This is a genomic window from Bosea sp. (in: a-proteobacteria) (assembly GCA_023910605.1).
GTDB lineage: Bacteria > Pseudomonadota > Alphaproteobacteria > Rhizobiales > Beijerinckiaceae > Allobosea.
Map to the genome: position 1 here is coordinate 1,343,907 of JAAVVV010000001.1, position 12,662 is coordinate 1,356,568.

General features: G+C 63.2%; 11 protein-coding genes. 1 reads left to right on the forward strand and 10 read right to left on the reverse strand.

The window, feature by feature from the left end:
• Positions 1-122: 122 nt before the first annotated feature.
• The 10 genes from xylB to HEQ16_06685 all read right to left on the reverse strand — a co-directional run bounded on the left by xylB (position 123) and on the right by HEQ16_06685 (position 11,146).
• A complete protein-coding gene (gene xylB, locus HEQ16_06640) occupies positions 123-1,610 on the reverse strand; it encodes a xylulokinase (GenBank protein ID MCO4053718.1) in 1,488 nt (495 codons plus the stop codon).
• A gap of 1 nt (position 1,611) precedes the next feature.
• Positions 1,612-2,697, reverse strand: a complete 1,086-nt coding sequence (gene ugpC / locus HEQ16_06645) for a sn-glycerol-3-phosphate ABC transporter ATP-binding protein UgpC (protein ID MCO4053719.1) — start codon at positions 2,695-2,697, stop codon at positions 1,612-1,614.
• A 2-nt stretch (positions 2,698-2,699) separates the two neighbouring features.
• Positions 2,700-4,328, reverse strand: a complete 1,629-nt coding sequence (locus HEQ16_06650) for a ribulokinase (GenBank protein MCO4053720.1) — start codon at positions 4,326-4,328, stop codon at positions 2,700-2,702.
• Complete coding sequence (locus HEQ16_06655; protein MCO4053721.1) at positions 4,325-5,275, reverse strand: helix-turn-helix domain-containing protein; 951 nt, start codon at positions 5,273-5,275, stop codon at positions 4,325-4,327. Before HEQ16_06655 ends, HEQ16_06650 begins: the two co-directional genes overlap by 4 nt.
• Positions 5,276-5,316: 41 nt before the next feature.
• On the reverse strand, positions 5,317-6,216 hold the full coding sequence (locus HEQ16_06660) for a TIM barrel protein (GenBank protein ID MCO4053722.1): 900 nt from the start codon (positions 6,214-6,216) through the stop codon (positions 5,317-5,319).
• A gap of 21 nt (positions 6,217-6,237) precedes the next feature.
• On the reverse strand, positions 6,238-7,062 hold the full coding sequence (locus HEQ16_06665; protein MCO4053723.1) for a carbohydrate ABC transporter permease: 825 nt from the start codon (positions 7,060-7,062) through the stop codon (positions 6,238-6,240).
• On the reverse strand, positions 7,062-8,006 hold the full coding sequence (locus HEQ16_06670) for a sugar ABC transporter permease (protein MCO4053724.1): 945 nt from the start codon (positions 8,004-8,006) through the stop codon (positions 7,062-7,064). The genes HEQ16_06665 and HEQ16_06670 overlap by 1 nt, the downstream gene beginning before the upstream one ends.
• 37 nt (positions 8,007-8,043) lie before the next feature.
• Positions 8,044-8,595 (reverse strand): SIS domain-containing protein, encoded by a 552-nt coding sequence (locus tag HEQ16_06675; GenBank protein ID MCO4053725.1) that lies wholly within the window; start codon positions 8,593-8,595, stop codon positions 8,044-8,046.
• Between the two features lie 144 nt (positions 8,596-8,739).
• Positions 8,740-10,095 carry a sugar ABC transporter substrate-binding protein gene (locus HEQ16_06680; GenBank protein MCO4053726.1) on the reverse strand — a complete coding sequence of 452 codons (1,356 nt, stop codon included), beginning with the start codon at positions 10,093-10,095 and terminating at the stop codon, positions 8,740-8,742.
• Positions 10,096-10,120: 25 nt separating this feature from the next.
• Positions 10,121-11,146, reverse strand: coding sequence for an alcohol dehydrogenase catalytic domain-containing protein (locus tag HEQ16_06685; protein MCO4053727.1), 1,026 nt, complete (start codon positions 11,144-11,146; stop codon positions 10,121-10,123).
• 427 nt (positions 11,147-11,573) lie between these two features.
• Here HEQ16_06685 and HEQ16_06690 point away from each other — a divergent pair, with 427 nt between their 5' ends.
• A complete protein-coding gene (locus HEQ16_06690) occupies positions 11,574-12,575 on the forward strand; it encodes an autoinducer 2 ABC transporter substrate-binding protein (protein MCO4053728.1) in 1,002 nt (333 codons plus the stop codon).
• The last annotated feature ends 87 nt before the right edge of the window (positions 12,576-12,662 follow it).

Below are 12,662 nucleotides of genomic sequence, written 5' to 3' on the forward strand. Positions count from 1 at the left end.
CGGACAGCAAGAAATCCCATTTTTCCTGTCGACCTTTGTTTGCAGCGTCGGTATTTTGTATCGACAATATTGTTGTGTATGCGATCGGGATCGACGCGTTGTTTTTTCAAAAACAATATCCTTTAGATGCGTCGCCTTTTGCCTCCGCCTGAATAGAGCGCTTGCATGCGCGTGCGTCGCGCCTCCAGATATGGCCTGCCGGATTGGTCCGGCATGATCTGGTGGCGAATGGCCGGCTTTGCGCAGATCTCTGCCTCGGACCCTGCACCGGCGGCCAGCATGCCGAGCCGCGCCGCGCCGAAGGCGGCGCCAAGTTCGGCGCCTTCCGGAATGCCAAAGGCGCACCCGGTCGCGTCGGCGATCAACCCGGCCCAGAAATGACTGCGTGCGCCGCCGCCGACGAGCATGCAGTTCAATGGCGCTGCATTCGCTTCAACCAGCACGTCGAGGCAGTCTGCCAGCGCGAAGGCGACGCCCTCGATCACGGCATAGGCCAGCGCCGCAGCGTCATGCCTGATCGTCAGGCCGGCAAACTGTGCCGTAGCGAGCGGATCATTGTGCGGGGTTCGTTCGCCCGTAAGATATGGCAGGAAGACCGGCGCGCGCTCGGCCTGTCCGGGAACGGCGGCGAAGGCCTCGACCCGGCGCAACAGCCCGGCGATGTCGCCGCCGGCGCCGACAATAGACGCGATCCAGCCGAGCGCCGATGCCGCCGTCAAGACCACAGCCATGCCGTGCCAGCGTCCGGGAAGGGCATGGCAGAACCCGTGCAGTGTCCGCTCCGGCAGGGCGACAGGCGCGTTCGTGGCGCCGAACACGACACCCGAAGTTCCGAGCGACAAGAACCCGTCACCCCCTCCGATCGCGCCGATGCCGACGGCGGAGCAGGCATTGTCGCCGCCGCCGCCGGCAATCGGGATGCGCCGCCCGGCAAGACCGAGGCTGGCCGCGACGTCGGGCGAAACATACGCGGACACCTCCGAGCCTTCGACCAGTCCCGGCATGTGCCGGGTCGAAAGGTCACAGGCCGCCAGGAGGGTATCGTCCCAGTGGCGCGCGGGGATGTCGAGCCAGAGCGTGCCCGAGGAATCCGACATCTCGGAGACATAATCTCCTGACAGTCGAAACCGGACATAATCCTTCGGCAACAGCACCATGCGCGTTTGGGCAAAGATCTCCGGTTCGTGCTCGGCCACCCACAGCAGTTTTGGCGCGGTAAAGCCCGGCATGGGAATGTTCGAGGCGCGGGCCGAAAAATCGGGCAGGCGGCGCAGCAATTCAGCGCATTGGGGTGCCGCGCGCCCATCATTCCAGAGAATGCAGGGCCGGAGGACCTTCCCCCCCGCATCCAGCAGGGTCGCGCCATGCTGCTGGCCTGAGAGCCCGATGCCCGCCAGCCCCAACCATGCTGCCGGCGCGGCAGCGCGGATATCGGCAATCGCCGCGAGCGCGCTCTGCCACCAGCTCTCTGGATCCTGTTCGGAAAAGCGCGGTGCCGGGCGCTGCACGTCGAGCGCCGCGCTGCCTTCGGCGATCAGCCGCTGTCGCTCGTCCAATAGCACGGCCTTGACCGAAGACGTGCCGATATCGATGCCGAGATAGTTCGTCATGTCAGAGCGCCAGTCCATCCATGTCGAAGAGGTATGGCTTGCCGGAACCGAGCCCGACCTTGAGCGCATCCCCGCGCGCCACATCCGGCCGGCCGTTGACGAGGATCGTCATCGTCGGCGTCTCCACGCCGCTCGCATAGATCTGGACCGCGCCACCGAGGTTTTCGGAGAACTCGGCCACGAGCGCGAGGAGCGGCGACGGGCCGCCGATATCGAGATTGTCCGGCCTCAGCCCAAGCGTCAGTTGTGAGCCAGGTTCGATCCTGCGGTCGAGCGTGCGGGCAACCGTCATGGCGCCGCCGATGAAGGCAGGGTGGCTAAGCTCCACAGCATCGGCTGTCACGCCTTTTGCCCGCACCGTCAGGAAATTCATCTTCGGCGAGCCGATGAAACCGGCCACGAACACGTTCGCAGGCCTGTCATAGAGGTCGGTCGGCGTGCCGATCTGCTCGACGAGCCCGGCGCGCAGCACCACGATCCGGTCGGCGAGCGTCATCGCCTCGACCTGATCATGCGTCACATAGACCATAGTGACACCAAGATCGCGGTGCAGGCGGGCTATCTCCACGCGCATCTGTGTGCGCAATTCCGCATCGAGGTTCGAGAGCGGCTCATCGAACAGGAACAGTTTTGGATGGCGGACAATTGCCCGGCCGATTGCCACGCGCTGCCGCTGGCCGCCGGAGAGCTGGCGCGGCTTTCGTTCCATCAGCGGTTCGATCTGCAGGATGCGGGCCGCCTCGGCGACGCGCGTCCTGATCTCGGCCCTTGGCATTTTCGCCATTTTCAGGCCAAAGCCGATATTGTCGAACACGCTCATATGCGGATAGAGCGCATAGGACTGGAAGACCATCGAGACCTGCCGATCCGCCGGCGCGACATGCGTCACCACGCTTCCGTCGAGCAGGATATCCCCGTCGGTCACGTCCTCCAGCCCGGCGATCATGCGCAGAAGCGTCGATTTTCCGCAGCCGGACGGGCCTACAAAGACGATGAATTCGCCTTTTTCCGCCGTAAGGCTGACGCCATGAACAACCGGGATATTGCCAAAGCGCTTGATCACGGAATCGAGTTTGAGAAAGGACATCGTCAGTAGACCCCTGCCGCTGAAGGTTCGGCGGCCAGAGACGTGGATTGCGCCTCGATTTCATTACGGATCGCGAAGAGCTTCAGATAGGTGGCATAGGCTGCATCATGAGCCCTTGCCCATCGCGGATCGGCCGCATGCGCCCTTTGCGGCGCCGACATCGCATCCAGCGCGGCGAAGAGATCCGGCTGTAGCCCGGCCCCGACAGCGGCAACCATGGCGGTGCCAAGCAGAACCGGCTCGTTGGTTTTCGTTGTCACAAGACCGGCCCCGAGGGCATCCCGATAAAGGCGGACCAGCAGCGGATTGCGCGTATGGCCACCCGACAGGCTGACGCGATCGATAGCGTAGCCATGCGCATTGAGATGCTCGATGATATGCCTGCTCTGGAGCGCGAGCGCCCGCGCCGTCGCGTAGTATTCCTCAAGGAAGGCGCGCCGCCCGGAATCGACGCCGATCCCGGTCATGATGGCGCGGGCATTCCCGTCTCCAAGAGGTGCACGGTTACCCAGCCAGTCGGGGACAAGATGCCGTTTCGCGGCGAAGCTCGGGCCTTCCTGATCAAGCAACGTCATGATCTCGGCGATCGTCGCGGTGTGATGCTCGGCTGAGGCCCTTCCGGGCGAGGCGGGGTGGTGATCGAGAACCGCATCAAGCGCGGCGCCTGAAAAGCTTTGCCCGGCCTCGTGCATCCAGAACCCGGGGAACACCGCATCCTTGAACGGCCCCCAGATGCCGGAAATCGGCCGCATGTCTTCAGCCCAGCTCATGTAGCAGGTCGACGTGCCGCCAATCAGAGCCAGGATCCGGTTCATCTTCGGGGCGAAATCGCGGCCCAGAACGCCAAGCGCGCCGGCTTCCGCGTCGATCAGGCCGACCGCGACGGGGACGCCCGGCGACAAGCCGAAGCCATGCGCTGCAACGGGCGAAAGGGACCCGTGGCGATGACCGACACGGCCCGGCTGTCCGGCGAGCGTGCCCCGTTCCAGCAGATCGGACATGCCAAGCTGGTCCAGCAATGGATGCCGCCAGGGCTCGGCATCACCCGGGAGATAAGGGAACTTGCAGGCCAGGCTGCACACGGAGGCCAGATCGATCCCGGTGGCGCGGAACGCGATCTCGTCCGAAAGCGCCCGCACCGCGCGGACCCGCCGCCAGTCGGCCGGCCGATGCCGCTTCATCCAGAGCAGCTTGGGCAGGAACATTTCGGGCGAGACGGTCCCGCCAACGAAACCGAGATAGCGGTCCGCAGTTGCATCAATCAGTTTGGCTTCTGCTTCCGCCCGGTGATCCATCCAGCAGATGACGTCGCAGCGCTCCTCCAGTGGTGGATCGCCCTCCGCCACCAGAACCATGGAGGATGCGGCGTCGATGGCAAGCCCCGCGACGCCCGCCGCGGCCCCGGGGACGGCAGCGACCACGGCGCGTACTGCAGAGCAGACCGCAGCCCATATCTCATCCATCCTGTAAACCGCGTGATGTTCCGCAGGTTGCAGCAGGTCGAAGGCAGCACTGCGCGCGGCCAGGAATTCGCCATCGGGCCGGAACAGCCCGGCTCGTGCCGAAAGCGTGCCGACATCGATGGCAAGCAGGAACGACTCCGGATGTAGACTGCCGTGAGGACGGTTCATGACAGCAGAGCCTCCGCAACGCCTTCATCGGTCACAAGGCGCCGTACATAGCGCGCGTGCAGGATGGCGCCGATGATCTTCAGTTTTGGCAGACCGCCGGAGGCGAGGATGGAGATGGGGTAGGCCCGAAGTTCGTCCGGTGTCAGTGCCATCACGCGCCCATTGAGCGGATGATCGACCGGGCGACCGAATTCATCCAGGAAAGTCCCCAGAAGATCGCCGATCGCCCCGGCCTTGCGCAATTCGTCGATGTTTTCGCTGACGATATGCGTCGAGGCGAGCAGGGAACGCGACGTCAGGTCGCCACAGGCCACCATCGCGATATCGCCCTGCCGGGCGCGTCGCATCACTTCGGCAAGGCCGTAATGGGTGAGCAGGGTCGAGTGGTTTTCCACCGACGGGCAGTAGATCGGCGCGGCAAGATAATAGCATTCAGCCCCGAGCTTGCCGGCAAAGCCTGTTGCGACCTCGAACGTGTTCGTTCCTGATCCCCGCGTCAGCCCGCCCATCAGGGCGGTCACCCAGCTGTTCGCATAGCGGCGTTGTGGAAGCCGGCTCGCCGCCGCCCGCAGGGTGCGACCCCAGCCGACGCTGAGCCCGATGCCGTCCTTCAGCAGGCGATCGAGCATCACGCCGGCCGCTTCCCCGATGACTTGCTGCTGCACATCAAGATCGGGCGTGTTCGGCACGACCGACACCTCGTCGAGCGCGTAGCGCGCCTTCAGGCGCTCCTCGAGCGCGACGCAACTGGCGAAGGGGATGCTGATGTCGATGCGCACAAGCCCGTCGGCACGCGCCTGTCCGACGATCTTGTTGACCTTGACCCGCGTCATGCCCAGCCGATCGGCAATTTCCTGCTGCGTCAGGCCGCCGAGAAAATAGTACCAGGCGGCGCGCGCCTGCACCTGGGCTTCCTGCCAGTCGAGGCCGCTCGTCAGGTGGTGCATCGGCGGCGGCTGCAGCGGAGGGGAGGCGTCCACGGCTTTCCTCACGTGAACGCGGGTTTGGCGAATGCCATGCTCTGCCGCATCGCGGCAAGCACGGACGCATCGCTGCGCTCGAACGGGTAGAAGACTTCAAGGAAAACCGGGCAGTCCGCAAGCCCCGCCCGCCGCTGACATGCCGCCGCTTCAAACGGGTCCACCAGCCCGCTCTCGGTAAAATCCCAATGCCGATCATAGCGGAAGTCGGTCTGTTGAAGGTGAATGACGCCGACAGACTGCCCAAGCGCCGCGAACCATTCCTCCATCCCGGCGCGGTAGCGGCCATAGAGTGGCTCGAACGTCGCGTGGCCCCAGTCGAGGCAGAACTTCCAGGGCACTTCCGAGCATTCGACATCGGCGCGCATGGTGAGGGCCTGTGCAACGGTCCACGGCCATTCGCGACGCATAGGCGTCGGTTCGACGTACAGTTCTTCTATGCCCTCGCGCTTCGCCACGCTCGCGAGCCTGAGCATGCGTGCCACAATGTCGTGATAGTCGGCCTCCGGAATCGCGTCCGGCTCGCTGCCATCGAGCCGTGAGGCGACAGCACCAAGCGGGCCACCGACCCGGCGGATGCCTGCCATGCCGGCGAAGGCATAGGCCCGCCCGAGCCAGCCCTCGGCCAGGTCACGCACCCGCCGATCTGGGTGCAACAACTGATTGAACGTGTAGTGCGCGAGCCCGATGAAGGCGCTGTGGATCGAGATGCCATGGTCCTCGCATTGTCGGCGGATGTCGGCGCCAAGCTCCCTGAGCAGGTCATCCGGCCAGGTTGGGTCGACGAGATCGAAGGAAAACTGAACGAGGTTCAGCCCCAGTTCGTTACGAACCAGTGGGGCCCACAGGTCGGGCGTTACCCAGCGCTTGACGCAGAACGAAAGGTTGACACCGAAGGGGGTGGACATCGGCCGGCCTCCTTGCCGCCTCTACTTCGTTGCGCCCATCGTCAGGCCGCGCACCATGTGCCGGCTGACGAGGAGCGCAAAAATCGTTACCGGCAGCACGATCACCGTGCTGGTGGCCATGATCTTCCCCCATGGAAGTTCGTAGCCCGACATGAAGTTGGTCGCGACGACCGGCGCGGTTTTCAGCCCCTGGCTGGTGATGAGCACAAGCGCATAGAGCAGTTCGTTCCAAGAGAAGATGAAGGCGAAAATGGCCGAGACGGCCACGCCGGGCACGCCGAGCGGCAGATAGATGCGCCAGAAGATATCAAACTGGCTCGCGCCCTCCAGCCGGGCGGATTGTTCAAGTTCGGACGGGATCGACCGGAACTGGTCGGTGCAGATCCAGACAACGATGGGCAGGTTGAAGGTGAGGTAGATCAGAACCAGCACGGCATGCGTGTTGAGAAGGCCGAGTTGGCGCGCGAGCAAATAGACCGGCAAAGCCAGCACGATCGGACTGATCATGCGGTTCGAGATGAACCAGAACCACAACTCGGCCTTGCCGCGAAACTCGTAGCGCGCGAGCGCGAAGGCCGCCGGCGTGCCAAGCAGCACCGACAGGATCGTGGTTGCCGAGGCGACGATCAGCGAATTGATCACCGCGTTGGTAACACTCCGGTCCGCGAATATTTCCTGGTAATTGGCAAGTGTCGGAACGAAGCTCCAGACCGGCGGGGAGGCCAGAAGGTCGGTCTGGTTCTTCAGACTCGATGTCACCATCCAATAGAACGGGAACAGGGCGAACAGGATGACCAGGATCAGGCCGACAGCATGCGCGATCCTCGCGGTTGAGAGCCGTTGCATCAGGCAATCTCCCGGTAGAAAACGCGGATGTAGATCCGACTGAGGATAATCGTCAGAACCAGCAGTATGATCGCCTGGGCCGAGGCAAGCCCGAGATCGAATACCTTGAAGCCGACACGTTGCACATAGATAGAGACAAGGTCGGTCGCCGAACCTGGCCCGCCTCGCGTCATCACAAACACCATGTCGAACAGCTTGAGGATATCGGCAGAGCGCAGGATCAGAACCGCTGTCAGGCCCGGTAGGATATAGGGCAGTTGAACATGGCGCAGCAGTGACCAGTGGCTCTTGGTTTCGAGTCGCGCCGCCTCCTCGATCTCGACCGGCACCATCGACAGCCCGGCCAGGAAAATCAGCGCAACAAATGGAGTCCACTGCCAGATATCCATGAGCGCGATTGCCATGAACGCGCCAGCGGGATTGCCAAGCCAATCCGAGGAGGCGATGCCGAGCCAGCCCATGATCTGGTTGGCCACGCCGAAATCCCGGTTGAAGATCAGACGGCCAATCAGGCCGACCACCGCATAGGTCGTCGCCAGCGGCACGACGAGCGTAACTCGGGCGAGCGACCGCAGCAAGCCCCAGCCGGGGCGGTGCAGCATCAGGGCCATGAGGAGCCCAAGCAGGATCTGAACAGGCAGCACAGTGAGGTAGAAGCGCCCGGTCAGGGCCAGACTGTCCCAGAAGGTCTGGTCCGTCATGACCTTCAGATAGTTGTCGAAGCCGACGAACGGATATCCATCGAGCAGATCCGCGCGACGCGTGATGTTGTAGCGCCGGAACGACGTCACAAGCGCAAAAATCGTCGGATAAATGCCGATCGCGAAGAGCACCAGCACTGCCGGGGCCAGAAACATCAAGGGTGTGAAGCGGCCATACCCCGGATCGTGGCGCGGCCTTGCCCCGTTTTTCCCGGTGCCGGCGTGGACCGTTTTGTCACTCATGCCGGCTTCGCCTTTCGGCTGTCGTCCGCGATCGCGCTCATTCGAGATTCGTATGGTTGGCGCGCATCGCTTCCGGCGTGACGGCAAGGGCTTCGCGCAGCATCAGGATCATGATCTCGAAGAGAATGAACTGCGCGCCTTCATAGAGCGAGCCCATCGGCAGCACCGAGGTTGCGGCGCCGGAATCATCGGCCATCGTCTGGGCAGGTATCGGCAGAACGACATCCGCCGTGCGCGCGCAGACACCGTCGCCCTGCGCGGTGACAACGAGTGTGCGGGCTCCATCCCGCCTCGCGACGCCCATCAGGGCTTCAACCGTTGAAAAATGTCCCGGGCCTGCGGAAACGATCAACAGGTCACCCTTGCCAAGATGCGGAGTCGTCATGTCGCCGACCATCGCGACCTTGAGGCCGAGATGGAACAGGCGCATCGCAAGCCCCTTGATCTGAAGGCCTTCGCGTCCCACGCCATACAGCGCGATGCGGTTGGCACGCCTGATCTCGGTGACCGCCTGGTCGACGGCGGCCTGGTCGATGCGGCGAAAGACGCCCGAAAGATCGTCAAGGGCGCGTTGGTAGAGCGAGGTCATGATTGCCTCCGCAAAAGGGACTGGATCAGGCGCGCCCGAACCGGACGGCCGCGCTTGACCGGGCGCGCGTCCCGACCGGCGCCAACAGGGAGGCGAGCGCTGGTCGCCGCAAAGTGCGCGCCGACCAGCGTTCCGTGAGACAGCTTACTGGCGCAGCGCCTTCTTGCCGTCGTAATAGCCTTCCTTCTTGAGGATATCCTCCATGCGCGTGCCGATCTGCTTGGCGCCTTCCTCGGTCGATACCTCACCGAGCATCATTTTCGAGCCCCATTCCGCAACGATTTCCGAGATCGCTGGCCAGGCCGGGAAACGCGGGCGGAATTCCGGCACGCCCTTCTGCCATGCGGCAACCATCGGCTCGACGAACTTGAATCTTGCCTTGATATCCGCCTGTTCATAGATCGAGGTGCGACCGGACACACCGCCGGCTTCGACATAGGCACGCGCGATTTCTTCCGAGGTCGCCCACTGGATGAAAATCCAGGAGGCCTTCTGCTGCGCCTCGGTGGCCTGCGATGCCACCGCCAGGGAGAAGCCGCCAAGCGCGGGCAGTCGGCCGGCCGGACCAGCCGGTTCCTGGGCAACGCCAAGGCAATCGCCGAGCTTGGAGGTCTTCGGGTCCGTCAGTGTGCCATAAAACGCGCTCCATTCCGTGATCATCGCGACCTGGCCCTGCGCCAGCGCGTTCACGGCCTCGGAATGGTCATAGGACACGACGCCCGGCGGCATGATCTTCATGAGGTCCTGCCGGAACTTGAGGCCCGCCTGGCTCTCCTTCGAGAGCAGGTTCGATCTGAACTCCTTGTTGAGGAGCGAACCGCCGAAGGGCCAGAGCATGCGCATGAAGCTGTCCGCCGACTGCGTTTCCCCGCGTAGCGACTGGAGCGCGTAGGCATATTGCTTCCTGGCAGGGTTGGTCAGCTTCGGTCCATAGACATTGAGAAGTTCGTCATAGGTCGCCGGCGGCTTGTCGAACCCGGCATCCTTGAGCATGCACTTGTTGTAGAACAGCAGGCCGGAATAATTGTCGAACGGCAGGCCATAGGTCTTGCCGCCCCAGGACCCGAAAGCGTCGAGGATCAGGGGAAAAAACCCCTTCATGTTGAGCCCCGGATCGGTGATCGCGGCATCGGCGGTGAACTTCTCGATCGGCACGATCCAGCCATTCTCGGCGAACTCGCCGATCCAGACGAGATCGACCAGCGCCATGGTGAGATCGCCCTTCGAATTGAAGTTCAGAACCTGCTTCTCGCGCGTGTTCTCGTAGGGCACAATCTCGTAGTTGACCTTGATCCCGGTCTTCTTCTCGAATTCCGGCAGGAGCTTGATCACCGCGCGGTAGCCGGGACGGTCAAGAAAGATCACGTTGAGTTGGGTGCCCTTGAACGGGGCCGCAGCCTTTTCGATGGCCCATTGCGCCTGTGCGGGAGCCGGGGCCAGCATGGCGCTTCCCACCGCGATCACGAGAGCGCTTATCGTTCCAAGTAGCAGTTTTCTCATCATTTCCTCCTGGAGATCATGGGCCCTATGCTTGCCCGTTTGGATAAACCAGCACCTTTGAATAGCCAGGCGCGTTCTCGGCCAGAGCCTTGAATGCGCCCGGGACGTCATCAAGCCCGATCCGGTGGCTCACCACCGAGGCGACATCGATCCGCCGATGCCGAACAAGCTCGATCGCGCGGGGATAGACCTCGCCCATGCGGCGCGAGAACTTGATGGAAAGCCCGCGCCGCCGCGCTTCGGCCGCCGGAAGCGTGTAGGAATCGCCGTCGGGAATGCCAACAAGGACGATCCGGCCACCGATACGCGCGCTGCGCACGGCGTCGCGGAACCCGAAGGGCGAGTTGGTGGCCTCGACGACAAGCGGCGTGCCGCCGCGCGACCATGCGACGATATCCTCCACGCGTTCGCCAACGCGGGTCGCACCAAGCCGTTCGGCAAGCGCCCGGCGATGCGGCTGCGGGTCGGCGGCGAGGATGTCGCCCACACCGGCAATCTTGAGAACCTGGATGATCAGCAGACCGATCGGCCCGCAGCCGAGCACGGCGACGTTCTCCAGGAACTGTGGCCTTGCAAGATCGACTGCATGGATCGCCACGCCCAGAGGTTCCAGCATCACGGCATCGATCGCCTCGAAACCGTCCGGCAGGGGCACCAGCTGTGACCTCGGCACCCAGATCCGCTCCGTCAAGGCGCCGTCAAAAGGGGGGGCGCCGATGAACTCGACCTGCGGGCAGAGGTTGGCGTGTCCCTTGCGACACCAGTCGCAGTTGCCGCACGCGTGATTGGGATCGACCGCGACCAGCGTGCCGCGGCTGAGTCCAAGACTCTCGACATCCTCACACAGAAAGCCGCCGAACTCATGGCCAGGGATAAAGCCGTCTCCAATAACGGCGGCGCCGATGCCTCCATCCTTGAAGTAGTGAAGGTCGCTTCCGCAAAGCCCGACTGCAGCAACGTCGAGCAGGACTTCATCCGGACGACCTTCCCGCAGGTTGTATGGCGAGACGCGCGCGTCGCTGGGGCCATACAGGAGAAGGGCACGGCTCATGAAAAAACGCTCTGCTGCGGTCGCAACACGGGATGCCGGGCCCCCGACCGGCGCGGCGAGCAAATCCTTACAATCGCATCGCAGTTAACGCAACAGCTGGTTTTTTCAAAAAACAAATGTCAAGTCCGGATGGAGACTGGATCGCGCGCGAGTTGAGCGGTGATGCCCGGTCAACTATCTGTTTTGTCGTCATAATGACGTGCCGTGCATCCGCAGCAAGATGCGTCGCGCCGGCTCCGGGTGCCGTTCAGGCGCACGCGCCGCTCGCTTGACACCCACTGCCAGATGGGTCTCTAATCTCGTTCAGGGTTCCAATCTCGGGCGCTAGATTGTTCGGGATCTTTACGGAAGCGAACCCGAAGCGCTGCCAGCCGACAAGGGGTCGGGACATGGCAGCGTTGCCCAATGTGGCTCCTGGGAGGGAACAATGGATAGACGCAGAACACTCAAGTTGATCGGCGGAACGGCGGCGCTGGCTGGCGCCGGCTTCCCGGGGATGGCTTTTTCTCAGGCGCAGAAGGAGATGGTCACCGTCGTTAAGATCGCGGGCATTCCCTGGTTCAACGCGCTGGAGAAGGGGATTCAGAAGGGTGCGAAGGATTTCGGCATCAACGCGACCATGGTCGGCCCGGCCAACGTCGATCCGGCGCAGCAGGTCAAGCTGCTCGAAGATCTGATCGCCAAGAAGGTGGCGGTCATCGGCCTCGTGCCGCTGGATGTGAAGGTGTGCGAACCGGTTCTCAAACGCGCCCAGGCCGCCGGTATCAAGGTGATCACGCATGAAGGGCCCGAACAGGAAGGGCGCGACTGGAACGTCGAACTGATCGATTCCGTGCGCTTTGGTGAGGTGCAGATGGAGCGTCTTGCCAAGGATATGGGCGGCAAGGGCGAATACGTGGTCTATGTCGGCACGCTGACCACGCCGCTGCACAACAAATGGGCGGACGCGGCGATTGCATTTCAGAAAAAGAATTTCCCCGACATGAAACTTGTCGCGGACCGCTTCCCCGGCGCGGACGAGATCGACACCAGCCAGCGTACGACGCTCGATGTCATCAAGGCCTATCCGAACCTTGCCGGCATTCTCGGCTTCGGCTCGAACGGGCCGATCGGCGCCGGCAACGCGGTCCGGCAGCAGCGGCTCGGCAAGAAGATCGCGATTGTCGGCACCGTGCTGCCAAGCCAGGCCAAGGCGCTGATCAACGATGACATCATCCGTGAAGGCTTCCTCTGGAACCCGACCGATGCCGGCTATGCGATGGTCGCAGTGGCCAAACTGGTGCTCGACGGCAAGCAGATTGTCGACGGCGTGGAAGTGCCCGGTCTAGGCAAGGCCTCCGTGGATGTCGCAGGAAAGCAGATCAAGGTCGACAAGATCATGCGCATCAACAAGCAAACCGTCGACGGGCTGATTGCCGGCGGTCTCTGAGCCCGGTCAGACTGCATTTCGAGGCGGATCCCAGGCGCGGTCACGTCCATCTTGCCAGGGTGGAGGCATCGTGACTGTCGCCCGGGA